Raw genomic sequence first — 24,775 nt, 5'->3', positions numbered from 1 at the left:
TCCAATTTACCTTTTTATCCATTACGAATATATCTTAAATAGCCGGCCATTTCAAGAATAGAAGAACAAGTACAATTATTTGTCAGTTTAGGGGGGAAGGTATATCACAAAATAAATGGAGAAAATTTCATATTAATAGGTTTATCAAGCGGACAAACCGGGGAAATAAAAAAGAGCCTAACTTATGCAGCAGGCTCTTGTTGTTATGCAATTATATATCCTAGGAAGCGCCAGCTTCTTCGAATTCAACTTCTAATTCACCTAAACGGTGGTACTCTGCCAAAACAGCGTCCTGGATTTTTCCGCGTGTACCCGAATTGATCGGATGCGCAATATCACGGAACTCGCCATCAGGAGTGCGTTTACTTGGCATTGCAACAAATAGGCCGTTGTTTCCATCAATCACCCTGATATCATGGACAACAAACTCGTTGTCAAGCGTGATGGAAGCGATCGCTCTCATCCGTCCATCTGTATTAACGCGGCGTAATCTTACGTCAGTTACTTCCATTCTGTTCACCACCTTTACAAATAGATAAAATTCTAGTTAAATAATTCCACGTAGAAATCAAATCTCCTTCTTTTACAAGAAAATTTTTTTGAAAAAATAGGGCGAAATTGTGAACTTTTTTATATTGAAAGCCTTTTCTTTTTAAAAAAGCCTGTAAAATAGGCTTTTTTGGCTATTGACGCATCGAAAAACGGCTCTGAAATTTTCAAGGGCTTTTAGACTTCCTTAAAATTCTATACAGGAAAAACTTTTTGATGATGTCTTTTCTTTTAACCGTCTTCCTTCACAGCGGTGGAGGCACGAAACGGAGCTAATTCCGAAAAAAGCGCTATCCGTAGCGACCATGGAGACACATAAATGAGCCTTCTCTGAAAAAAGCGCCATCCTTAACGGGCATAAGTTTAACAGATTTAAGATTTATTTCGTTTTCCCCTCCAGATGTTTACTACTCTTTCAATATAAAAAAAACGCCCGTTATTTAACGAGCGCTACTACTTCGATTTCCACCAGGGCATCCTTTGGCAGCCTTGCCACTTCTACTGTTGAGCGAGCTGGCTTATGCACATTGAAATACTCTGCATATACTTCATTCAATTGAGCGAATTCATCCATGTTTTTGATGAATACTGTTGCTTTTACGACTGTTTCAAGTGATGCACCTGCAGCCTCTAGTACTGCTTTCAAGTTTTGGAATACCTGATGTGTCTGGGCCTGGATATCTCCCTCTACCATTACACCCTCTGGAGTCAGAGGAATCTGGCCAGAGCTGTAGAAAAGATTGTTCACAACCACACCTTGTGAATATGGACCGATTGCGGCTGGCGCGTTTGAAGTCTGTACAATATTCATATTGTCACCCCATCTATTGTTTATATGAACAACTATTCTCTGCGAGCGAAGTAATTTCCTTCACTCACGGTAATTTTACGTTCTTTTACGTCGACATCTGATAGGCGTACAAGTGATAGATACTCATCGACAAGTCTTTCTTCTATATTCTCCGATTCAACCAGTACGGCTATCCCTGCTAATTCAGCATTAAATTCCTCTAGCAAGTTGATCATGCCATTCACGGTACCGCCCGCTTTCATGAAGTCATCGACAATCAGTACCTTCGACCCCTCTGCAAGGCTGCGTTTTGATAGCACCATTGTCTGGATTCTTTTTAATGAACCTGAAACGTAATTTATGCTAACAGTCGATCCTTCAGTCACTTTGCTATCTCTTCTGACAATGACTACAGGTACATTCAATTGGCTTGCGACTGCATACGCAATTGGTATTCCCTTAGTTGCCACGGTCATGACCACTTCAATATCCTTTTCAGCAAAAGCAGAAGCAAGCAGCCTGCCTACTTCCTGCACAATTGCAGGATTGCCGAGGATATCGTTCATGAAAAGGTAGCCGCCTGGCAGCAACCGGTCAGGACTTGCCATGATGGTACAAAGTTCATCGATTGCCTTCCGTGCTTTTTCCTCACTGACATGAACGTGGAACTTGACTCCGCCCGCTGCGCCTGGCACAGTCTGCAAAACACCTATTCCCCGCTGTTCAAATGTTTCTTTGATGATTCCGAGATCTTCACTGATCGAGGACTTAGCTGAACCATACTTCTCGGCAAAATAGGTTAACGGTACCAATTGGCGCGGATGTTCAAGTAAATAAGTCGTCATATCGATCAAACGCTCGCTGCGTCGAAATTTCATTCAAGAACCTCCAAAATCCGAATATTTAAGGTTAATATACCACCATTATACGGATTTAATCAAGGGTATGTCGCTCTCCAAGCATCCTTACTGCAAATACCTGGTCACAAAATCCTCGAAGACCGTTATAAATGCGATGCATTCGTGAATCATGTGCCACAAGGCTGAATACGGTCGGGCCGCTTCCGCTCATCAAGACAGCATCGGCACCGAATCTCTTCATTTGGTCCTTTATTTGCGCTACTTCAGGATATAGCGAAAGCGTTACATCTTCCAAAACGTTTCCGACACTATTGCAGACTTCATTGAAATCTCCATTTTCAATAGCGGAAATCATTTGCTTTGTAGGCGGATGCTGAACCTTTTCCACATTAAGGCGGCGATATACCTCCGCAGTCGATACACCGATAAACGGTTTCGCTAATACAACCCAGCACGTCGGCGGTGCTGGCAGCTGCTCGATTATTTCCCCTCTGCCTGTAGCAAGCGCCGTTCCTCCGTACACACAGAAAGATACATCTGAGCCAATTTCCGCGCCCAGCACTGCCAGCTCGTCCATTGACAGACCAAGCTTCCATAGCTTATTCAACCCTCTTAATGTAGCTGCTGCATCACTGCTGCCGCCTGCAAGACCTGCTGCCACCGGAATGGTCTTCTCAATGCCAATAAGAACGCCTTGCTTCACCTGGTACCTTTCCTTCAACAGATGCGCTGCCTGGTAAGCAAGGTTCCGCTGGTCATCCGGAACAAAACGATTATGGGAATGGATAACAATCCTGTCTTCTTCTAATAAACTAAGTTCAATGCGATCAGCCAAATCAATCGTCGTCATGACCATTTCCACCTCATGGTAACCGTCCGGACGTTTGTGCAAAACATCCAATGACAAATTGATCTTTGCCGGCGCCTTCACTAAAACCTTCACAACTTCCACCTACTTTAACGAATTCCACATTTTGTCCTATTTTACCACAAAAAGAAAAGAAAAGCGCAAGCGCCTTGGTCAGCCCCGAAAAGCGATTCGAAGGGCTTGACACTAGAGTTGGACAATCGCCGTAATCCACCCATTCTTCCGTGTAAAATAAGCAAGGCCTCCCTGCTAAACATTCCTTTATTTTATCATTTGCCTATTAGCGAATACAGTGATTTCACAAAGAATTAAAAATGCAAGGAGCTACTTGAAAGCTGCTCTCCATTTTCGGCCATTAAAAAAGCCGGAGCATTAGCCCCGGCACCGCGATGGATCTGAATTTTATTGGCAACTGTAGGAAAACAGCTGTGTGGCAGTCTCTAAAGAATTCTTATCTGGGTCAGCGGTTCTGGTTCGCAAGCTGCTGTTCTGCCAGCTCAATTGCTCGCTTAACCATATTACCTGCATCCTTAGCCTTTATGCCGCCCCATCCCTCATTCTGGACAACATCATAGAAGCCAAGCTCTTTCGCAAGCTCTTCCTTCAACCGTTCAGACATAATCCCTCTTCTTCTGCCCATTACTACCATCTCCTTTCACCATCGCGGTTACCTTAGTATTTTTGAAAAAAGAGATTTTCATGTGCACCTTATTTATCCTGTAATTTTAAAAAAAGGCAAAATAAAAAGCAGCTAACCCGAGAGTTCACTGCCTGTACTTCATTGAGCCAAAAATTAGCTCAAAGCTATTGATCCTGTTGTATCTTCAAAGAAGGTAATTTCCACTGTTTCAGTTAAAACATCTGCGTAGCTGTACGAAACACGTTCAAAAGCATTTTCATCCTGGTCAAGCTCGATGACGAAAACTGAAGGATAAGTTTCCGCTAACACGCCAGAACGTTCAATCGTCTTTCTCCGTCCTCCGTTGGCCTTTAGCATGAGTCTTTTTCCTAAGTTTGAATCAAGCGCTTTTTTGATATCCGATAATGTTTTTGGCATTCGGTCCACCTCACTGTGTAAAGTATAACACGCTGACACTATTTAGTCAAACAAAAACATAAATTATAACAGTACTTAAATTTAAAAGTCAATATATTTCGGTCTTCTTTTTCCTCTAAATTTCAACAATTTTAGAGTGGCCTTTAATGCGTTAAAATATGTACCAAAATAATAAAAAAACGCCAGACCGTATTTTATTCAGTCTGACGAATTTTTATTATATGGCATTCCTGTCCTTAATACACCTTTTGTTTCTATGCCGCCAAGCCCCTTATCCCCAGTCAATGTATTGCGAAGTACATCCCACACGTTTATCCGCTCCATGAAAGGCGTAAAGCTGATTTTAGCGACGATATAGACTGGATCTAGTGCATGGATATTCACCCTTGAAGGGGAGCTGGCGAAGTTCGCCCCGGCATGGATCAATGACTCAAAATGGGATTGGCAGGCTCCGGCAAAAATGACCAACTGGTCCAGATGGGGAACTTTCTTTCGAGCTTCCCTCACTGTCTGGACGAAATGCTTGGAGTGTCGATATGCGTTGATATCATCCATAGTCCCTTTTGACTTCGAGTAAGCATCGTGCCCGGTGATCACTAAAATATCAGGCCGGTAATAATCAAGCAGCATCCCGACTTTTTCTGGCATTTCCTTTTCATTACAATGGAATCCATACACCGGGACCCCGACTTTCTCATATAGGGTCAAGCATTTTTTCAAATAATTCGGATCTCCATCAATATGGAGTACCTTCCCAGGCATCTGAAAGTAGTTGTACGACTTGCTGTACCCTTCAGTCGCTTCATATTCCTGTTTTTGCTGCAATAAATCAACATCCTGCCTGAAAAGCTTATATGACTGTTCTTCAAGTGACCGGAATTCCTGTGTCAGCCTCATGCGCATACTCGGATCGATTTTGATTAAATCTTCATAGGGCGCATCCGCAATCAATCGGAAATCCTCACCATATAATATCGCAATTTTTTTGCCATGTTTCTCTCTGATATCGATAACCCGGAACATTATATCGCATTGATGCGAAACCCTGCCGACGATATCCATGAGGTTAATATTCATCATCCTCACTCCAATTGCCCCGCACACAGGCTGCGCTGAATGGTATTCTTACATAAAATATGCAGATACCCATAGACATGTGCTTTTTTGAACTATGGAGGATTCAATAAGCAAGGATATTCCTGGTTTGTGCCGATAGATTGCTTAAATTCTCTATTCCTGAATCTGAGAGCTACTGCCTGAAAATCAATTTAATAGCCATTAATAATGGATTTCCTTCCAGAATCAAAAAAAGCCCGGAATCTCCGGACTTTAATGACAGCTGTGTTTGTATGAAATCGTTGCTTATTCATGAAAATGAGCGTTAATGAAAATACGGATACAGCGCATTGCTCAATTGCGCGAATTCCTCAATCGTCAGAGTTTCTCCCCTGCGCGATTCCTCCACTCCTGCCTGTAGAAGTGCTGCTTGTATACTTTCTTTCTTTTGCTTTCCATCCGGCAGCTGGCTGGTCAGGTTATTCAGTATCGTCTTCCTGCGCTGGGCAAAACTTGATCTGGTCACATGGAAGAAGAACTTCTCATCCGTCACTTTTACTGGCGGCTCATCATGCAATGTCAATCGAATGACAGCTGAGTCCACATTTGGCTGTGGCATGAACACTGTTTTCGGAACAATCATCACGGTTTCCGCTTTCGTATAATACTGGACCGCGATCGACAATGAACCATATTCCTTCGTTCCCGGCTTGGCCGAAATCCTGTCGCCAACTTCCTTTTGAAGCATGCAGACAATCCCTCTGATTGGCAGCCTTTCCTCAAGCAGCTTCATCAAGATAGGTGTTGTGACGTAATAGGGCAGGTTGGCCACGACCATGACGTCCTCTTGCTCCCCAAACTCCTCTTTCATAACTGCTTGTACATCTGCTTTTAACACATCACTATGGATGACATTAACATTTGTGTAGGGGGACAGCGTATCCTCCAATATCGGCAGCAAACGCTGGTCAATTTCAAAGGCAACAACCTTTTCCGCTCTCTTCGCAAGCTGCTCTGTCAACGCACCGATTCCAGGCCCGATTTCGATGGCACCACTATGGTCGGTCAGTTCCGCATGGTCGACGATGCGATTCAGGATATTGGTATCGATCAAGAAGTTCTGTCCGAGGCTCTTTTTAAAAGAAAAGCCGTATTTATCAAGTATTTCCTTCGTTCTCACCGGGGTCGCGATATCTTTATGCATTTTGTTCCTCCTTAAGGATTTCTGCCAGTGCCGCTGCAAAATCCTGTCTTTTCACCTGAAACATCATCAGGCGCTTGTGCAGCTGCTTGCCATTTGTGTATCCGATCTTCAGCAGCCTTCCAAGCTTTTCTCGTCTTTCCTTCGATCCGGGACCACCAATGAGCCCTGCAACAAGCAAGTCCTCCTGGGTAATCTCCTCGACCGCCTCTGCATCCATTACCTGGGCATCCTTCAGAGCTTCACGGATCACCTCAGGAGATGCATGCTCCACGCCAAGACCTCTGCCGGATTTAGGCTTAGCCAATTCTTTTGGGATAAAAGCGTGCTTGCAGCCAGCAATCTGCTCTGAAATCGTTTTGCGAATTTTTTCACCGGGAAAATCGGGATCGGTAAAAATGATGACTCCCCGCTTTTCATGAGCATTCCGAATCTTTTCAATGGTTTCAGCATTAATCGCCGACCCATTCGTTTCAATTGTATCCGCATCAACGGCACGCCTAATAGCCGTCGTATCATCCTTACCTTCAACAACAATAATTTCCTTTAATTTCATGGTTCCTCCAATTGAAAGCGCAAGCGCCTTGATCAGCCCCGACAAGCGCTGGAGGGCCGACAGGTGAAGTCGTTCTTTGACTTCATCGGGCGGACCGAAGCGACTCGAGCTGCTCAAAGCTAACGCTTCTCGCAAGATACTCGAGGAAGTTATGTCGGGATGAAAACTGGCTAGGCGCTTAGCTGGACACTTCTCGAAGTATGATGGTTAAAATTCTTTCCTTAATCTAAACGTGCTGGCCAATCAAAAAAGAAATAAATTTTCTTTGAAATAAATGAAACATTTTTGAAATATAATCGTCTATATAGGTGTAAACTTTTTTAGCGATTATGCTTTCTTATTATACCTTAAACGTAAAATGAAAAAACAAAAATGCAGAGGAAGGTTCCCCTGCATTCATAAATTAATTCAGGATTTTGATTTTAACGCGTTTACGGCCCCATCGATAGGCATCCGATTTAGATGCGAAAAAGACATCGATCTTATTGCCTTTGATAGCTGATCCTTTATCGGCAGCAATTGCATAGCCATAGCCTTCAACATAGACCTTTGTACCTAAAGGAATGACACTTGGGTCCACCGCGATGACCTTTACGTTAGGATTCGCTCTTAGATTGATGCCTGTTGCTGTATAACCGGAGCAGCCGTTGCAGTTAGCGGTGTAGGCTGTGGATGAAACATAGAATTCCTTGCCTGCCGGTTCACTTGAGCCACGGGAAACTTGAGCTACGATGACCTTCGTTCCCATTGCTACGACTTTATCCTGTTTTTCTTTCAATTTCTTTTCAGAGATCAGTTTTCTTGAGACTTCCTTGCCGTTTTCAAGGACCACTTCATACTCCTTGGAAAGTAAGCCTTCCTGACCTTCTGTTACGACTTTCTGTTTCCCTTTTTCCAGTTTGCTGTCATTTTTTGTAACGACTGCATAGCTAATTGGTTCTTCCACTACATCGGTGACTTTTTCAACGCGAATGACATTAATCATGGCATCTTTTGTGACTGTCTGCTTTAACTCAGGCTCAACACGGTCCAATTCGTTCAGTGTGATTCCTTGCTGTGATAAAAAGTCAGCGACCGTAGTCGAAGTCGACCATACATCTTGCTCTTTTCCGCCTACTACAAGCTTAAGCGGGAAAGCTCTTTGAATGGCAATCTTCAAATCTTGCTTTAGTTTAGCGTCTGGGTTTGGGTTTAATTTGTCGTGTTCATTTATAACGATATTCTGTTCTTTCAGGAACTCCTCTACCGTATCGGCTGCTGTCCAATACGTTTTCTTTTCCTGATCTTGTATCAATTCTACCTGTTTTGCCGGCTTCCACACGATTGATAGGTTGTTCTTCACCTCTGTGTCTACCGCCAGCGATAAATAATCCTCTGAGCGCAATGAAATTTTGAGATCATTAAATATATCTTGGATTGTATTTGCATGCGTTTTAATGACTCTTTCTTCGCCATCCAGCGTCAATGCGACTGTCTTTTTGGTCCCTTCATACATGAAGAACCCAAGAGCAGCGGCAAAAACTAGGAAACTAGCAGAAAAAATCACCAGTTTCTTCTTACTCAAAGTCTTGGAAAACAGGTTTTTCATACTATTAATCACGATGAAAAACGCCTCCTCTTCTCGGAGTGATTATAAAGATATTGTTGCCGACTTGTCAACCCAGACACCCTTGCCAAACGTAGTCCCTATTATGCAAGATGCTCCATAAAAAGAAAAGCAAGAGTTATCGACACGGTTATCCTATGTCGCTGGAGAGACATGTAGAACTTTTTAGAAACATAAAAAGTTTGGACAACCTTGCTGATAAATCGACAACATTCTTTATCACTTTATGCCGAATAATTTTTTTGCATTTTTGGCTGTTTCGCCTGCAACTTCTTCGAGTGTTAACCCTTTCAGTTCTGCAATCTGTTCGGCCACCAATTTTACATAAGCTGGTTCATTTCTCTTACCGCGATAAGGATGCGGTGTCAGGTAAGGGCAATCTGTTTCGACCAACAGCCTTTCCATTGGAATCGACTCTGCCACTTCCTTCGGTTTTTTTGCATTTTTGAAGGTAACCGGTCCGCCAAGCGAAATATAGAAGTTCATATCGATGCATTCAAGCGCGGTTTCCACACTGCCGCTGTAACAATGCATAATGCCGCCTACTTCACTGGCATTTTCCTCTTTTAAAATTTCTACTATGTCTGCAGTTGCCTCTCGATTATGTATGATGATAGGAAGCTGTACTTCTTTTGCCAGTTTGATCTGCTTGCGGAAGACTTCTTTCTGGATTTCCTTCGGTGACTTGTCCCAGTAGTAATCAAGGCCCATTTCGCCGAGTGCCACCACCTTCGGATGACCTGCCAGTTCCCTCAGCCATTCCAGATGCTCCTCTGTCATATCAATCGCATCGACTGGATGCCATCCTACGCTTGCATAGATAAAATCATAGCCTTCAGCGAGTTCAATCGCTTTTTTGATCGTTACCTCATCGAATCCGACAACGACCATATTTGTCACACCCTCAGCAAGCGCCCGGTCAATGACCTCCTGGAGATCTTCATTGAATTGTTCTGCATTTAAGTGTACATGTGTATCAAAAAGCATTTCAAAACTCCTTTGCTGGTGCCTGCAGTTTCATTCTATTCCTCCATTTCGAGGATTTGAATAGACCCACTGCGATATTCTTATTATTGCGATAAAGTTGTGTCGATATCATAACTTTTTTTCAATGTCCAGGTCAAATTTTTGAATTCGGTTTCACGAAAACCCGTCAAGTGTCGGGAGTGCTTGCTAACTGACTCTCTTTTCTATCATAAATCACTCTTTTAAAAAAATTGCTTTTTTAACACAAAAAACCTGAAAATGTTACACATGAAACATTTCCAGGTTCTTATTTGTATTATTTTACTTTTGCTCCGATTGAAAGTGAATCATCAACTGTTGCCAATGACATGACGCCATCCTTTTCACCTGCAAGAATCATTCCCTCGGATAGCTCTCCGCGGAGTTTGACAGGCTTAAGATTTGTCACGCAAATTACCTTTTTGCCGATAAGGTCCTCCGGTTTGTAATATTTGGCAATCCCGGAAACGACCTGGCGCTTTTCATAACCAAGATCCAATTGAAGCTTCAGCAGCTTATCAGCCTTTTTGACCGGCTCCGCGTGTACAACTTGTGCTACTCGCAGATCAACTTTCATGAAGTCGTCAATCGTAATCTCTTCCTGGACTTCAGGTTTTTCTTCTTCCACAGGTGCAGCGGCTGGAGCCGACCCTTGCATTTTTTCCTTGATGAATTCCACTTCATCCTTCAATTCAAGGCGAGGGAAAATCGGTTCACCCTGAACGACCTTCGTTCCGGCTGGAATCTGGCCGAATTCTTCAAGGCTTTCCCATGTTTGCAGCGCTTCAGAAGTGACATTCAGCTGAGCAAAGATTTTATCTGGTGTTCTTGTTAAAAATGGTTTTAGAAGGACAGCCACTCTTCTCAATGATTCAGCAAGATGTACCATGACGTCTGCCAAAACTGCTTTCTTTTCTTCATCCTTCGCCAGCACCCAAGGCTGTGTCTCATCGATGAACTTATTGCAGCGGCTGATCAGCTGCCATACTGACGTAAGCGCCACGGAAAACTCCATCTTCTCCATTGCGTCTTCGTACTTCTGGACCGTCTCTTTGTTCATTTCAAGCAGCTGTTTCTCAAATTCACCTTCAGAGCCATTGTAAGCAGGGATTTCGCCGCCGAAATACTTATTGATCATCGCAACCGTTCTGTTCAGCAAGTTGCCAAGGTCATTCGCAAGGTCAAAATTGATCCTTTCGACAAATCCCTCAGGTGTGAATACACCATCAGAACCAAATGGAACTTCACGAAGCAGGTAGTAGCGAAGAGCGTCAAGACCATAACCGTCAATCAGCGTTACAGGGTCGACAACATTCCCCTTGGACTTAGACATTTTTCCATCCTTCATTAAAAGCCAGCCATGGGCGAATACCTTCTTTGGAAGCGGAAGGTCAAGAGCCATCAGCATGATTGGCCAATAAATAGTATGGAATCTGACGATTTCTTTTCCAACAAGATGGACATCAGCCGGCCAATAGTTCAAGTACTTGGAATCATCATCCGTTCCATATCCAAGCGCTGTAATATAGTTAGATAGCGCATCAATCCATACATAAATGACATGCTTCGGGTCACCAGGGACCTTCACACCCCAGTCAAACGTTGTCCGTGAAACGGCTAAATCTTCAAGTCCAGGCTTGATGAAGTTATTGATCATTTCATTCTTGCGTGATTCTGGCTGGATGAATTCAGGATTTTCTTCATAATACTTCAGCAGCCTGTCTGCGTATTTACTCATTTTGAAGAAATAGGACTCTTCCTTCACTTTTTCGACAGGTCGGCCACAGTCAGGGCAATTGCCATCTTCAAGCTGTCTGTCTGTGTAGAAGGATTCACATGGGGTACAATACCAGCCTTCATATTGATCAAGATAGATATCCCCCTGCTCCAAAAGCTGAGCGAAAATCTTTTCGACAATTTGCTTATGGCGATCCTGGGTCGTACGGATAAAATCATTGTAGGAAATATCCAGCTTGCCCCATAGCTCCTGAATGCCATCAACGATTTCATCTACATATTGCTGCGGAGTGATGCCCTTTGCCTCAGCATTGCGCTGGATTTTTTGACCATGCTCATCCGTACCTGTCAAATACATGACATCATAGCCGCGCAGTCTCTTGTAGCGTGCCATTGCATCGCCAGCTACTGTCGTATAAGCATGGCCGATATGTAAATTGCCGCTCGGATAATAAATCGGGGTTGTAAGATAAAAGGTTTTCAATTTCTCTTCCATGAAGATCCTCCTTAACTAATACTGCTAGTTCATACTAATAGTAGTTATTATACCAGCTAATGCCCTTTGTTTCATAACACTTTAACGACGCTTATAGATGGTTTTGGCCTTTGTCTTTTAACATCATTCATTTTAAAAGCAATGAAATAAGAAATCTCTTAAAAAATATCCCCAACAACGGACATTCTCCCTATAAAGTTTACGTATTTTGTCAGTAGGGAATTTAATTGGCTTATGTCCTAACAGAATTTTTAATATGGGCAGCTACGAAGGAACCTTATCAAAAAAGCCCTGCCTTAGGTTTTGGCAGGAGCGGCGATATATGTGGGAAAGTTTTAAATCTACTTAATAAAATGATAACCAAACTTATCGATAGAATATACCTCTTCACAAAATAATGGGCAGCTGTCTTGAATTTGTCGAATTTGTGACGTTTTGTCGAATGAAAATGTAGAAATTTGTCGAATTATGTGCAGTTTGCTATTCTACGATAATGATTTCCTCGTTTCTTCTTTTAGAAAAAAACGCAACACTACATATCCTCCCTTGTTTTTTTCGTCCATAAAGCTTGATATGAAAAGGTTTTCTCTTTATGCTAAAATTTGTTAACAATAGAAAAATAAAATAATTGACGGTTATTGGAATCGCTGGTATTATAAAACCAATAAGAGAAAAATGTCGAATAATGACGAACTAAATAGATGGGAAAATGAGAGGAGATTTGTTTATTATGAAATCTACAGGTATTGTACGTAAAGTTGATGAGCTTGGCCGTGTGGTAATTCCAATCGAACTTAGAAGGACTCTTGGCATCGCAGAAAAGGATGCTTTGGAAATTTATGTTGATGATGATCGCATCATCCTTAAAAAATACAAGCCGAACATGACTTGCCACATCACTGGTGAAGTTTCTGATAACAACATCACATTGGCAGGCGGCAAGTTGATCCTTAGCCGTGAAGGTGCTGAACAGCTTCTTAAAGAAATCCAGGGAAGCTTCGAACCTGTAAAAGCTTAATATAAATACTCAAGGCCGTGGAGAAATCCACGGCCTTTTTTTAATAATTTATTGATTAATATGATAGGCCTGGTAAACTTCCCGCTTTTGCAAGCCTCTATCCTTCGCTGCTTGTTTGATTGCATCCTTGGAGTTCATTTGTTCCTTGGAAATATAATGTTCAACATGTTCCTCAATGCTTAATTTTTCCCACCATTGATTCTTTTCTTCAGCAATCGCATCATGGGAAGCTCCTTCGATGACCAATACAAATTCCCCGCGGACTTCTTCTGCCTCTGCCCATGCCAATGCCTCAGAGATCGTTCCTCTCAGGAACTCCTCATATTTTTTCGTCAGCTCACGACAAAGGACTATTTGCCGGTCCCCAAGACCCTCAAGCATTAACGACAGTGTTTCTTTCAGACGGTGAGGAGACTCATAGAGAACAATCGTTGCAGTTTGCCTTGCCAGCATTTCAAGTTCCCTTTTCTTATCCTTTTTTCCCCTTTGGAGAAATCCATAATAGTAAAACGGCTGAGGCAGAATGCCAGAAGCAATCAAAGCCGTCAAAGCTGCATTTGCCCCTGGAAGTGGAACGACCGTCAGTCCCTCGGCGATTGCTTCGGCCACCAGTTCCGTGCCTGGATCAGAAATGGTAGGCATTCCCGCATCGCTGACAAGCGCTACTTTAGCACCATCCCTGATTCTTTCAATCAGTTTATAGCCGCTGCTTTCCTTATTATGTTCATGATAGCTGGTTACAGGCGTTTCAATCTCAAAATAATTACATAGCTTTTTCGTGTTCCTTGTATCCTCCGCTGCAATCAAATCCGCTTCCTTCATCATCCTGATTGCCCTGAATGTCATATCCTCAAGGTTCCCGATCGGCGTAGGTACTAGATAAAGAATTCCCTTTTCATGTTCCCGTTCGAAGCTTTTCTGCTGTTGCATGCCACATCACCCGTTTCTGTGCTTATTTGCTTCCATATAACATCTCTTTAATCACTGGGGTATACTCATTATTTTCATCATAAACCGTCAACGGCTCTAGAATTTTAAGGTCAGGACTTCCGTCTTTGATCGCCTCTACCAATAGTGTATTTGCTTCCTTTCCAGCCTTAGGATACACAAACTGGATTCGCTTAGGCTCAAGCCGGTATTTCCTCATGATTTCAATGATATCGATTAGCCTTCCTGGACGGTGGACAAATGCCACCTTTCCGCCTTGCTTGACTAGCTGGCTCGAGGACTTGATGGCATCCTCTAGTGTGCAGAGGATTTCGTGACGAGCAATCGCCAGGTGTTCATTCGCATTTATTTCTTCATTTGATGGTGTAGGAAAATAAGGAGGGTTGCAGGTGACGACATCATACTTCTCGTAGCCAAGCTCTTTCGGCACGTCCTTAAGATCGCCATGAATCATATGTAATCGTTCTTCCAGATTATTATATTCAATACTCCGGACAGCCATATCGTATAGCCGCTCCTGGATTTCCACTCCGGTGATTGTCCCCTTTGTCCGCGCACTTAAAAATAGTGGAATGACCCCATTCCCGCTGCAAAGGTCGACAATCTTTCCTTTTTGGATCGGCACCCAGACAAACCTGGCCAGCAATACAGCATCCAGCGAAAATGAAAACACATTCGGGCTTTGGATGATCCTTAAATCCTCTGCCAATAAGTAATCCAATCGTTCGTCTTCCCGTAAGTTAACCATTATAGAACGTTCCTCCAAGCCTTTATGTTCACTGCCTCTGCCTCTGTGGCTTTTTCATCTTATAAAAATAGCCTTCCCTATTAAAGGAAGGCTGCCAATTATTTTTTATTAAGAAAGGATAGGCAGAACAGACAATCCTCTTTGCGCGGGCTTCCGAAATGCAGGTTGCAGATATGGAAGCCTTCCTGGTACAGACGGGCAAGATTATCGTAGCCTTCACCGATATCGACCACGTTTTTATCGCCCTGGGGCTGATTGCTGTTTCCCTTACCTCTATTCTTAATGGTTGGATCCTTTTTACCGATAGTTTGATCCAGACGGCGTCTTATATGCTCATTTTCCAGCTTTAATGCATTATTCTCTTCCAGAACCTCTGCTAAATGCTGTTTTAACTCACCAAGCTGACGGTATAAATCACCGATCTGCGATTCCATATTACTTACTGAGTCAAAGATATCTTTTTTATCCACCTGTTCCACCTCATTAATCTGTGGATGATTGCAACGATACAGCTCCTGCTTCCTGTATTTCCTCAAGTGTATATTCCAGCACGCGTTCCTGTCCAGGTATATTGACTTGCATGACTCGTTCCAGGATGTTCAGCCCGACAACCTTTCCAGGTCCTTCAGGCGTCACAATCGTTTCACCCAGGTCAGGCAGCTGTTCTTTCGCTGTTTCATATTCGTCGTTCTCATATTTCAAACAGCACATCAGCCTACCGCAAAGGCCAGAAATCTTCGTTGGATTAAGGGAGAGGTTTTGATCCTTGGCCATCTTGATTGAAACTGGATCAAAGTCCCCGAGGAACGTTGAACAGCAAAGCATTCTGCCGCATGGTCCTATCCCGCCAAGCATTTTTGCTTCATCCCTCACGCCAATCTGACGCAGTTCGATCCTTGTCCGGAAAATAGAGGCCAAGTCCTTGACCAGTTCCCGGAAATCAACGCGGCCATCAGCCGTGAAGTAGAAAATGACTTTATTGCGGTCAAATGTATATTCAACATCAACCAGCTTCATATCCAGCTGATGTTCATTCACTTTTTCACTGCAAACATCATATGCTTCTTTTGCAGCCGTTTTGTTCTCTTCGACAATGAGACGATCCTTCTGATCTGCAATTCTGACTACCTTTTTCAGAGGCAGGACAACATCCTTCTCGCCAACTTGTTTACGGGGAGTCACCACTCTGCCGTACTCAACGCCCCTTACAGTTTCGACAATGACGAATTCGTCCTTTTGAATTGAGAGATCGCCGGGATCAAAATAATAAATCTTTCCCGCTTTCTTGAAGCGGACACCTACTACATCATACAAGTGTAGATCCCTCCTGCAATTTTAACACCAGCTCTTCCATGAGCAGCTGGGGATTCATATTGGCATGCAGCTTCCTCTTCGCCTCCAGAATGGCTGCCATTTGTTCGGTAAGACGCCGTCCGGATGTCTGTAGTGCAAACTGTTCTAAACGTGAGCTTTCGTTTAGATATACAACCTGGTCTTTCTTGCCAAGCTGAATGTATAGTAAATCCTTAAAAATAAGAAGTAATAAATCCAAACCTCGATCGATTTGTTCTTTCTCTTTAAAGTGCATGAACCAGTTCTCCTGAAGCGCGACCATAGCTTCAAGCGGATTCTTCTTCAGCACTTCATATAATTTTAACACTATTTTTTGTGCTTGTGCAAACCAATCATCATGACTTATCTCTAAAGCTTCTTCCAAATTATTGGTTAGCTGTGCCAGAAGCGGTGCCATTTGTGGTTGTATCCCATTGGCGATCAGTTGTTCAGCCATATTTTTCGGAGATAATGGCGTAAAATTGATCAGCTGGCATCTGGATAAAATCGTCGGCAGCATTTGCTGTGCCTGCTCGGTAATCAACACGGCAACAGTACCCGCATGCGGTTCCTCGAGGAACTTCAGCAAGCTATTTGCAGCGTTTGTCGTCATTCGATCAGCATGGACAATCATGTAAAGCTTATTTTTTGACTCAACACCTGTTTTTGAAAACTCCTCCTGCAGCAGCTGAATCTGGCCCTTTTTGATCGACAGGCCATCAGGTTCGACAAGGTGGATATCAGGATGGTTGCCATGATTGATCCTTTTGCAGTTCAAGCAGCTTTCACAAGGTTTATAGCCGTCAACCGGCGCCTGGCAATTGATGCTCTTAGCAAGGAGAATACTAATCTCCTTTTTGCCAGTGCCCCTCATTCCTTCAAATAAATAGGCATGGGCGATTCGATTTTTCTGGATGCTGTTTTTAATCATCTTCAAAACATTGGGCTGAAGTCTCTCCAGCTCATCCCACGTCTTTGCCAATGGTATCACTCACTTACGTATATAAATTGATCAACAAGCCTTTGATTTCCCCTACTCTGCCAAGGATATCAATCTGTTCATCTTTGTTATCCATCAACTCTTCTGTCAACTGTACGAGCTTTTCATCAATGGTTTCTACAAGCTTCAAAGACCTGCCTTCGCCATATTGGTTCCAGCTATGCGAGTGCTTCAGTTCCATTCCGAAGTTGACTGTTTCTTTTACAAATTGCTTAACCAGTGTCTTGAACTTGGCCAGGTCCTTGAACGTCCTCGACCGGGCAAGCCTCTCACCGGCAGACTCAACTTGCTTCATTAATTGCTGAAGCTGTCCGAGCTGCAATTTATGTTCTTGTTTCTCCACGAGTTCATTGAACCTGATTCCGCCCCCAGGCTGTTGCTTCTGATCCTGGCGAACTTTATCTATGTTAAGGCGCATATCTTGATTAATTTTCATCTCTTGCTAGACCTCCGGGCATTCCCCGTTAAAATTGATGAAACTGCTCAACAGGCAATACGAATACAGTCGCCCCGCCAACCTCTACTTCCACCGGGTAAGGAACATACGAATCCGCATTCCCACCCATAGGAGAAACAGGCGCAACAAGCTGGTCACGTGACTTACAGTTATCCCTGATGACCTCCAATGCCTTTTCTACCCTGATGTCTTCTGTTCCTATGATAAAAGTGGTATTTCCTGACTTCAGGAATCCACCCGTACTAGCCATCTTCGTTGCGCGGAAATTATGGTCGACCAATGCATTGGATAGACGGTTGCTATCCTGGTCCTGGACCACAGCTAATATTAACTTCATTCATTTTCCCCCTATACTTTTTTAGACTTGCTGATATAACAGCAGAGGTTCATTCCGTAGCTTTTGTATTTTCATTATAACAGGATTCATCTGACAAGACATGATATAAACGTAAAATTCCATAGGCTTCCAATTGGATTTACTTGCTCCTACTATACTAAAAAACAAGCCTGATCGAAATCAAGGCTTGTATGGGAATCATCATGTATTGATTAACTTTCTAATTTGAGCTTCAGCTTGTTCGTAAACTGTATCAAGGTCCTTTGAAGCATCCACTTTAACGATCCGGTCTGAGAACCGATCGGCCAGGATTGTATAGCCTTCTCTCACTTTTTGATGGAATTCGAGTTTCTCAAGGTCCAGTCGATTGACTTCGCGTCCCTTGTTTTTGTTGATTCTTTCCAGCCCGATCTCCGGTGCGACATCAAAGTATAGAGTCATCGCCGGCATCATATTTTCAATCGCAAATTCATTGATTGAGTATACTTCATCAATACCAAGGCCTCGCGCATATCCCTGGTAGGCAAGTGAACTATCGACAAAACGGTCACATATGACAATCTTCCCTTCTTCCAGAGCAGGCTTCACTTTTTCCGCAAGATGCTGCCTTCTCGCCGCTGCGTATAAAAGTGCTTCTGTACGCGGGTCCATCGCTGTATTTTCAGGATCTAGAATGACTTTCCTGATTTGTTCAGCAATCTCGATGCCTCCAGGCTCCCTTGTGGCCACTACTTCATATCCTTCATTTACGAGATTTTCAGCAAGCATCTGAAGAATCGTTGTCTTGCCAGAGCCATCCGGGCCTTCTATTGTAATAAAAATCCCCTTTTTCAATTTAAATCCTCCAACTCTTGAACACTTTTATTTTACCAGCATGCAGATGTTCTCCACCCTGGATTTTTGCTTCTTTTCCCTTTAAAAATTGAATCGTATTGATATCATCTTCTGTCAGGACTTCACCAGGGAGACTAAGCGGAATTCCCGGCGGATAAGGGATGATTTGCTCGGCACAGACTCTTCCCACAGCATCCTGCAACAAGACAGATTCTGTCTGCTGTTTCTCCATCTCCCTAAAACTGACTTCCAACGTAGAAATCGTTTTTTTGATGACCTTGGACCCAGGTTTATTTTTTCCCTCAGGCATGGTCCTTACTGCCTCAGCAATCATTTCTGCCGCCTCCAGCAATCGATGCTTCATGCCATTCTTCAACAATGGAAGAACAAGCAGCACATTATGAGGATCTGCCAATTCCGTGTAGATTCCTTTTGACTCAAGTCTTGCTTGCAGTTCGAAGCCGGATGAGGATTGAATCGTTAGCTTCAACGGATCATCCCCAGACAAAATTCGAAGGGATTCTATTTCCTCGAGTTTTTCTTTGAATTTTTTCAGTTCTGATTTCAAATATATTAAGTCTTCCTGATTATAGGTACCCAGATAGCTCCTAGCCAAATCCAGCGATGCCATCAAAGGATAGGAAGGGCTGCTTGACTGCAGAGCCTGCAAGTAGAACTTAAGCTTGCTAAGCGATACCGAACTTGAATGATAATGAAGAAACGCCCCCATTGTCATAGCCGGCAAGGTTTTATGAGCAGACTGGACGACTAGATCAGCCCCAAGTTCCACAGCTGAAGCGGGAAAATAATCCCCTGAGATAAAATGGACCCCATGAGCCTCGTCTACCAATACAGGAATATAATGATCATGAGCCAAATCTATAATTTCCTTTAAATCATAAGCCAAGCCATAATAATTCGGGTACGTTAAAATAAGTGCCTTTGCATCAGGATGCTGGCTAATTGCTGATTTAACACTATCCCGGTTTAATCCAGCAGCCACTCCGAACTCATCATTATATTCCGGGCAAATGAATACAGGCTTTGCCTTTGCGAGTTTTAAAGCATTCATGATTGACTTATGACAGTTACGCTGGACAAGCACCACATCATCTTCTTCAACCGCAGCCAGAATCATCGCAAGATTCCCCACAGTTGATCCACCTATTAAAAAAAAGCTTTTATCTGTTCTATATAAATCCTTAAGTAGTTCTTCGGCTTCAAGAATAACGCCCTCGGGTGAATGAAGATCATCCAATCCCGTTATTTCAGTTCCATCCAATTTTAAAATTTGCTCAAAGAAAGCTCGTCCCTCTTCAGGAAAAAAAGCACCATTTTTATGCCCCGGTACATGGAAGGACAGAGGATTTCCGGTTGAGTGCTTCACCAATTGAGAGTACAAGGGTGTTTTCGATTGTTCCATAGTCTCACCTATATATATAAATTCACACCTATCCATTCTAACACTGTTTTTGAGCAAAAAAAATAAAAGCTCAAAATGAGCTTTTAACTGTAAATGCCGGGTTTCGTTACTTTCCTTAACTTTTCTACGTAATATTTATATTTAGGATCACTCGTATCGGTCTTGATCATGATGCTCTCACAGTCTGCACATATAAAAGAAGTATACAGGTGTATGCCAGCCTTTTTCGTCTGTTCGCAAATCACACAGTTCTCTCCAATTTGATTCTTAGCTAAAAGCGAACCCAAATTCTCCACCTCCGTACACCTATTGTTGCCAGGAGCGTTTTTTTGTATACAATTTTCCGAATAATATTTTCGAAAGTTTAGTTGTTTTATATTTTATGATTGACATACGGTTTCCTTGTATGTCTTATAACAATTTAGGTTGGTTTATTATATAAAATACTTTTGAAGAGATGCTAATAAGTATCTTTAAGCTGGCTGAAGTAGGATGCTTAAGGCATTCAGGCAGTCTTATTGAGTTTTTTTGCATATATGCGGAAGTGCTGCTGGGGCATACAGCTTAGTTGTGCTTTTCTTCTAAGCTTGTACGAAGTTGCACTAGGTTCGGACAGGTTTTTGTTGTTTTCCTATAAACCTGTCTTAAGTTGGCTCTTCTTTTGACAGCTTTTTGTGTTTTACCTTCAAACCTGGCTTAAGTTGCCTCTTCTTTTGACAGCTTTTCCTGTTTTTCCTCCAAACCTGTCTTAAGTTGCCTCTTCTTCTGACAGCTTTTTGTGTTTTACCTTCAAACCTGTCTTAAGTTAGCTCTTCTTTTGACAGCCTTTCGTATTTTCCCTTCAAACCTGTCTTAAGTTGGCTCTTCTTTTGACAGCTTTTCCTGTTTTTCCTCCAAACCTGTCTTAAGTTGCCTCTTCTTCTGACAGCTTTTCCTGTTTTCACTTCAAACCTGTCTTAAGTTAGCTCTTCTTTTGACAGCCTTTCGTATTTTCCCTTCAAACCTGTCTTAAGTTGGCTCTTCTTTTGACAGCTTTTCGTGTTTTTCCTTCTAACCTGTCTTAAGTTAGCTCTTCTTTTGACAGCTTTTTGTGTTTTACCTTCTAACCTGTCTTAAGTTGGCTCTTCTTCAGACAACTTTTCACTGTTTTACCCTAAACCTGTCTTAAGTTGCCTTTACTTGGGACAACCCTTCTGTCTTTCCATCTCATCTTGTCCGAAGTCGGCTCTTTTTCTGATAGATTTCACAAGCTTTTCCACCTAACCTGCCCGAAGCCCATCCCGCAGGTAGGATCAGTTACTGCTGCATCTTTAGCACCTTTGATAAATCAACACAAAAAAAGAACAGCCATTACAGCTGTTCTTTCGTGTGCCCGGCGGCGTCCTACTCTCACAGGGGGAAACCCCCAACTACCATCGGCGCTGAGAAGCTTAACTTCCGTGTTCGGTATGGGAACGGGTGTGACCTTCTCGCCATCGCCACCAGACTATTTGGTTTGAGGTTTTAGTTATTTTGCTACCGCAAAAAACTTTATTCCCTCAAAACTAGATAATGTTGTAAGAAGAATTCAAGAAGAATGAATGATCAATTTGGTTAAGTCCTCGAACGATTAGTATCAGTCAGCTCCACACGTCACCGCGCTTCCACCTCTGACCTATCAACCTGATCATCTTTCAGGGTTCTTACTAGCTTGCGCTATGGGAAATCTCATCTTGAGGGGGGCTTCATGCTTAGATGCTTTCAGCACTTATCCCGTCCGCACATAGCTACCCAGCGATGCCTTTGGCAAGACAACTGGTACACCAGCGGTGCGTCCATCCCGGTCCTCTCGTACTAAGGACAGCTCCTCTCAAATTTCCTGCGCCCACGACGGATAGGGACCGAACTGTCTCACGACGTTCTGAACCCAGCTCGCGTACCGCTTTAATGGGCGAACAGCCCAACCCTTGGGACCGACTACAGCCCCAGGATGCGATGAGCCGACATCGAGGTGCCAAACCTCCCCGTCGATGTGGACTCTTGGGGGAGATAAGCCTGTTATCCCCGGGGTAGCTTTTATCCGTTGAGCGATGGCCCTTCCATGCGGAACCACCGGATCACTAAGCCCGACTTTCGTCCCTGCTCGACTTGTAGGTCTCGCAGTCAAGCTCCCTTGTGCCTTTACACTCTGCGAATGATTTCCAACCATTCTGAGGGAACCTTTGGGCGCCTCCGTTACTCTTTAGGAGGCGACCGCCCCAGTCAAACTGCCCACCTGACACTGTCTCCCGCCCCGATCAGGGGCGTGGGTTAGAATTTCAATACAGCCAGGGTAGTATCCCACCGACGCCTCCACCGAAGCTGGCGCTCCGGTTTCTCAGGCTCCTACCTATCCTGTACAAGCTGTACCAAAATTCAATATCAGGCTACAGTAAAGCTCCACGGGGTCTTTCCGTCCTGTCGCGGGTAACCTGCATCTTCACAGGTACTATAATTTCACCGAGTCTCTCGTTGAGACAGTGCCCAGATCGTTACGCCTTTCGTGCGGGTCGGAACTTACCCGACAAGGAATTTCGCTACCTTAGGACCGTTATAGTTACGGCCGCCGTTTACTGGGGCTTCGATTCAGAGCTTCGCGTGAGCTAACCCCTCCTCTTAACCTTCCAGCACCGGGCAGGCGTCAGCCCCTATACTTCGCCTTGCGGCTTCGCAGAGACCTGTGTTTTTGCTAAACAGTCGCCTGGGCCTATTCACTGCGGCTCATCCGGGCTATTCACCCAAATGAGCACCCCTTCTCCCGAAGTTACGGGGTCATTTTGCCGAGTTCCTTAACGAGAGTTCTCTCGCTCACCTTAGGATTCTCTCCTCGCCTACCTGTGTCGGTTTGCGGTACGGGCACCTTTTATCTCGCTAGAGGCTTTTCTTGGCAGTGTGGAATCAGGAACTTCGGTACTATATTTCCCTCGCTGTCACAGCTCAGCCTTCACGCAAGCGGGATTTGCCTCACTTGCAGCCTAACTGCTTAGACGCGCATATCCAACAGCGCGCTTACCCTATCCTCCTGCGTCCCCCCGTCGCTCAAACGATAAAGAGGTGGTACAGGAATATCAACCTGTTGTCCATCGCCTACGCCTTTCGGCCTCGGCTTAGGTCCCGACTAACCCTGAGAGGACGAGCCTTCCTCAGGAAACCTTAGGCATTCGGTGGATGGGATTCTCACCCATCTTTCGCTACTCATACCGGCATTCTCACTTCTAAGCGCTCCACCAGTCCTTACGGTCTGACTTCAACGCCCTTAGAACGCTCTCCTACCACTGACATCTAAGATGTCAATCCACAGCTTCGGTGATACGTTTAGCCCCGGTACATTTTCGGCGCAGAGTCACTCGACCAGTGAGCTATTACGCACTCTTTAAATGGTGGCTGCTTCTAAGCCAACATCCTGGTTGTCTAAGCAACTCCACATCCTTTTCCACTTAACGTATACTTTGGGACCTTAGCTGGTGGTCTGGGCTGTTTCCCTTTTGACTACGGATCTTATCACTCGCAGTCTGACTCCCACGGATAAGTCTTTGGCATTCGGAGTTTGTCTGAATTCGGTAACCCGATGAGGGCCCCTAGTCCAAACAGTGCTCTACCTCCAAGACTCTTACAACGTGAGGCTAGCCCTAAAGCTATTTCGGAGAGAACCAGCTATCTCCAAGTTCGATTGGAATTTCTCCGCTACCCACACCTCATCCCCGCACTTTTCAACGTGCGTGGGTTCGGGCCTCCAGTTGGTGTTACCCAACCTTCACCCTGGACATGGGTAGATCACCTGGTTTCGGGTCTACGACCACATACTCATTCGCCCTATTCAGACTCGCTTTCGCTGCGGCTCCGTCTTCTCAACTTAACCTTGCATGTAATCGTAACTCGCCGGTTCATTCTACAAAAGGCACGCCATCACCCATGAACGGGCTCTGACTACTTGTAGGCACACGGTTTCAGGATCTCTTTCACTCCCCTTCCGGGGTGCTTTTCACCTTTCCCTCACGGTACTGGTTCACTATCGGTCACTAGGGAGTATTTAGCCTTGGGAGATGGTCCTCCCAGCTTCCGACGGGATTTCTCGTGTCCCGCCGTACTCAGGATCCACTCAGGAGGGAACGAAGTTTCAACTACAGGGTTTTTACCTTCTCTGACGGGCCTTTCCAGACCACTTCATCTACCCCGTTCCTTTGTAACTCCATGTAGAGTGTCCTACAACCCCAAGAGGCAAGCCTCTTGGTTTGGGCTATGTCCCGTTTCGCTCGCCGCTACTCAGGGAATCGCGTTTGCTTTCTCTTCCTCCGGGTACTTAGATGTTTCAGTTCCCCGGGTCTGCCTTCAATACCCTATGTATTCAGGTAAAGATACTGTTCCATTACGAACAGTGGGTTTCCCCATTCGGAAATCTCCGGATCAAAGCTTACTTACAGCTCCCCGAAGCATATCGGTGTTAGTCCCGTCCTTCATCGGCTCCTAGTGCCAAGGCATCCACCGTGCGCCCTTTCTAACTTAACCTAAAAGGTCATTTCTCTAATTGAATAGAGAGAAAACTAAAATGGCGATCACTCGGTTTTTCTTGGTTCTTCTTACTTACGATTATCTAGTTTTCAAGGAACAAATGCATGTGCTATAAAAGCGACATGGTGGAGCCTAGCGGGATCGAACCGCTGACCTCCTGCGTGCAAGGCAGGCGCTCTCCCAGCTGAGCTAAGGCCCCATTATGAAAGATATATGGTGGGCCTAAGTGGACTCGAACCACCGACCTCACGCTTATCAGGCGTGCGCTCTAACCAGCTGAGCTATAGGCCCATATATCATATAGAGAGGAATTACTCCCTCAAAACTAAACAAACAAGCAGTCAACAGTACGAACCAGAAGGTTCGCATT

General features: G+C 44.1%; 23 protein-coding genes, 2 tRNA genes and 2 rRNA genes. 1 reads left to right on the top strand and 26 read right to left on the bottom strand.

The features are described 5' to 3' along the window. Nucleotides 1-220 precede the first annotated feature (220 nt). The 12 genes from spoVG to metG form a co-directional block, all read right to left on the bottom strand. Nucleotides 221-511 carry a septation regulator SpoVG gene (gene spoVG, locus LGO15_RS00300; RefSeq protein ID WP_023613316.1) on the bottom strand — a complete coding sequence of 97 codons (291 nt, stop codon included), beginning with the start codon at nucleotides 509-511 and terminating at the stop codon, nucleotides 221-223. A 474-nt stretch (nucleotides 512-985) separates the two neighbouring features. After that, on the bottom strand, nucleotides 986-1,360 hold the full coding sequence (locus tag LGO15_RS00295) for a RidA family protein (protein ID WP_167834216.1): 375 nt from the start codon (nucleotides 1,358-1,360) through the stop codon (nucleotides 986-988). Nucleotides 1,361-1,392: 32 nt separating this feature from the next. Further along, complete coding sequence (gene purR / locus LGO15_RS00290; protein WP_167834215.1) at nucleotides 1,393-2,217, bottom strand: pur operon repressor; 825 nt, start codon at nucleotides 2,215-2,217, stop codon at nucleotides 1,393-1,395. 55 nt (nucleotides 2,218-2,272) lie between these two features. After that, nucleotides 2,273-3,142: a 4-(cytidine 5'-diphospho)-2-C-methyl-D-erythritol kinase gene (gene ispE / locus LGO15_RS00285; RefSeq protein ID WP_226086326.1), complete on the bottom strand. Its 870-nt coding sequence runs from the start codon at nucleotides 3,140-3,142 to the stop codon at nucleotides 2,273-2,275. A gap of 385 nt (nucleotides 3,143-3,527) precedes the next feature. Beyond that, nucleotides 3,528-3,707 carry a small, acid-soluble spore protein, alpha/beta type gene (locus LGO15_RS00280; RefSeq protein ID WP_041967995.1) on the bottom strand — a complete coding sequence of 60 codons (180 nt, stop codon included), beginning with the start codon at nucleotides 3,705-3,707 and terminating at the stop codon, nucleotides 3,528-3,530. 153 nt (nucleotides 3,708-3,860) lie between these two features. Continuing rightward, nucleotides 3,861-4,124 carry a biofilm formation stimulator Veg gene (gene veg, locus LGO15_RS00275; RefSeq protein WP_023613322.1) on the bottom strand — a complete coding sequence of 88 codons (264 nt, stop codon included), beginning with the start codon at nucleotides 4,122-4,124 and terminating at the stop codon, nucleotides 3,861-3,863. 198 nt (nucleotides 4,125-4,322) lie between these two features. Beyond that, nucleotides 4,323-5,201 (bottom strand): sporulation peptidase YabG, encoded by an 879-nt coding sequence (gene yabG, locus LGO15_RS00270; RefSeq protein WP_167834247.1) that lies wholly within the window; start codon nucleotides 5,199-5,201, stop codon nucleotides 4,323-4,325. Between the two features lie 304 nt (nucleotides 5,202-5,505). Beyond that, nucleotides 5,506-6,384, bottom strand: coding sequence for a 16S rRNA (adenine(1518)-N(6)/adenine(1519)-N(6))-dimethyltransferase RsmA (gene rsmA / locus LGO15_RS00265; RefSeq protein WP_226086325.1), 879 nt, complete (start codon nucleotides 6,382-6,384; stop codon nucleotides 5,506-5,508). Continuing rightward, nucleotides 6,377-6,937: a ribonuclease M5 gene (gene rnmV / locus LGO15_RS00260; RefSeq protein ID WP_167834246.1), complete on the bottom strand. Its 561-nt coding sequence runs from the start codon at nucleotides 6,935-6,937 to the stop codon at nucleotides 6,377-6,379. The genes rsmA and rnmV overlap by 8 nt, the downstream gene beginning before the upstream one ends. Nucleotides 6,938-7,340: 403 nt before the next feature. Next, nucleotides 7,341-8,525 (bottom strand): resuscitation-promoting factor, encoded by a 1,185-nt coding sequence (locus tag LGO15_RS00255; protein WP_226087786.1) that lies wholly within the window; start codon nucleotides 8,523-8,525, stop codon nucleotides 7,341-7,343. Between the two features lie 237 nt (nucleotides 8,526-8,762). After that, nucleotides 8,763-9,530: a TatD family hydrolase gene (locus tag LGO15_RS00250; RefSeq protein ID WP_167834212.1), complete on the bottom strand. Its 768-nt coding sequence runs from the start codon at nucleotides 9,528-9,530 to the stop codon at nucleotides 8,763-8,765. 295 nt (nucleotides 9,531-9,825) lie between these two features. After that, a complete protein-coding gene (metG, locus tag LGO15_RS00245) occupies nucleotides 9,826-11,781 on the bottom strand; it encodes a methionine--tRNA ligase (protein WP_226086324.1) in 1,956 nt (651 codons plus the stop codon). A 730-nt stretch (nucleotides 11,782-12,511) separates the two neighbouring features. On the opposite strand from metG, the gene LGO15_RS00240 reads away from it, so the two are divergent. Continuing rightward, on the top strand, nucleotides 12,512-12,799 hold the full coding sequence (locus LGO15_RS00240) for a transition state genes transcriptional regulator AbrB (protein ID WP_079504177.1): 288 nt from the start codon (nucleotides 12,512-12,514) through the stop codon (nucleotides 12,797-12,799). A gap of 48 nt (nucleotides 12,800-12,847) precedes the next feature. Here LGO15_RS00240 and rsmI read toward each other — a convergent pair whose 3' ends face one another. The 14 genes from rsmI to LGO15_RS00170 all read right to left on the bottom strand — a co-directional run bounded on the left by rsmI (nucleotide 12,848) and on the right by LGO15_RS00170 (nucleotide 24,696). Further along, nucleotides 12,848-13,729: a 16S rRNA (cytidine(1402)-2'-O)-methyltransferase gene (gene rsmI / locus LGO15_RS00235; protein ID WP_226086323.1), complete on the bottom strand. Its 882-nt coding sequence runs from the start codon at nucleotides 13,727-13,729 to the stop codon at nucleotides 12,848-12,850. Between the two features lie 22 nt (nucleotides 13,730-13,751). Further along, on the bottom strand, nucleotides 13,752-14,495 hold the full coding sequence (locus LGO15_RS00230) for a tRNA1(Val) (adenine(37)-N6)-methyltransferase (protein ID WP_226086322.1): 744 nt from the start codon (nucleotides 14,493-14,495) through the stop codon (nucleotides 13,752-13,754). A gap of 98 nt (nucleotides 14,496-14,593) precedes the next feature. Then, nucleotides 14,594-14,965, bottom strand: a complete 372-nt coding sequence (gene yabA, locus LGO15_RS00225; protein WP_167834209.1) for a DNA replication initiation control protein YabA — start codon at nucleotides 14,963-14,965, stop codon at nucleotides 14,594-14,596. Nucleotides 14,966-14,978: 13 nt separating this feature from the next. Beyond that, the gene (locus LGO15_RS00220; RefSeq protein WP_167834208.1) at nucleotides 14,979-15,809 is read right to left on the bottom strand and encodes a PSP1 domain-containing protein; all 831 of its coding nucleotides are present in this window, start codon (nucleotides 15,807-15,809) and stop codon (nucleotides 14,979-14,981) included. Further along, on the bottom strand, nucleotides 15,802-16,809 hold the full coding sequence (gene holB / locus LGO15_RS00215; RefSeq protein WP_167834207.1) for a DNA polymerase III subunit delta': 1,008 nt from the start codon (nucleotides 16,807-16,809) through the stop codon (nucleotides 15,802-15,804). Before holB ends, LGO15_RS00220 begins: the two co-directional genes overlap by 8 nt. A gap of 13 nt (nucleotides 16,810-16,822) precedes the next feature. Further along, nucleotides 16,823-17,263 (bottom strand): YaaR family protein, encoded by a 441-nt coding sequence (locus LGO15_RS00210; RefSeq protein WP_167834206.1) that lies wholly within the window; start codon nucleotides 17,261-17,263, stop codon nucleotides 16,823-16,825. A gap of 28 nt (nucleotides 17,264-17,291) precedes the next feature. After that, nucleotides 17,292-17,621 carry a cyclic-di-AMP receptor gene (locus tag LGO15_RS00205; protein ID WP_023613337.1) on the bottom strand — a complete coding sequence of 110 codons (330 nt, stop codon included), beginning with the start codon at nucleotides 17,619-17,621 and terminating at the stop codon, nucleotides 17,292-17,294. A gap of 201 nt (nucleotides 17,622-17,822) precedes the next feature. Continuing rightward, nucleotides 17,823-18,455 (bottom strand): dTMP kinase, encoded by a 633-nt coding sequence (gene tmk / locus LGO15_RS00200; RefSeq protein ID WP_226086321.1) that lies wholly within the window; start codon nucleotides 18,453-18,455, stop codon nucleotides 17,823-17,825. 1 nt (nucleotide 18,456) lies between these two features. After that, nucleotides 18,457-19,878 (bottom strand): aminotransferase class I/II-fold pyridoxal phosphate-dependent enzyme, encoded by a 1,422-nt coding sequence (locus tag LGO15_RS00195; protein ID WP_226086320.1) that lies wholly within the window; start codon nucleotides 19,876-19,878, stop codon nucleotides 18,457-18,459. Between the two features lie 83 nt (nucleotides 19,879-19,961). Continuing rightward, a complete protein-coding gene (locus LGO15_RS00190) occupies nucleotides 19,962-20,123 on the bottom strand; it encodes a sigma factor G inhibitor Gin (protein WP_396654878.1) in 162 nt (53 codons plus the stop codon). A 1,125-nt stretch (nucleotides 20,124-21,248) separates the two neighbouring features. Next, a 5S ribosomal RNA gene (gene rrf, locus LGO15_RS00185) occupies nucleotides 21,249-21,364 on the bottom strand. Nucleotides 21,365-21,467: 103 nt separating this feature from the next. Continuing rightward, nucleotides 21,468-24,402: ribosomal RNA gene (locus LGO15_RS00180) — 23S ribosomal RNA — on the bottom strand. A 126-nt stretch (nucleotides 24,403-24,528) separates the two neighbouring features. Beyond that, nucleotides 24,529-24,604 (bottom strand) — tRNA-Ala (locus LGO15_RS00175). A 15-nt stretch (nucleotides 24,605-24,619) separates the two neighbouring features. Beyond that, nucleotides 24,620-24,696: transfer RNA gene (locus LGO15_RS00170), tRNA-Ile, on the bottom strand. Nucleotides 24,697-24,775 lie beyond the last annotated feature (79 nt).

Source organism: Mesobacillus sp. S13 (assembly GCF_020422885.1).
Taxonomy (GTDB): Bacteria; Bacillota; Bacilli; order Bacillales; family Cytobacillaceae; genus Mesobacillus; species Mesobacillus selenatarsenatis_A.
The sequence above is the reverse complement of the archived record's forward strand: the minus strand, read 5'-3'. Positions and strand labels throughout refer to the sequence as shown.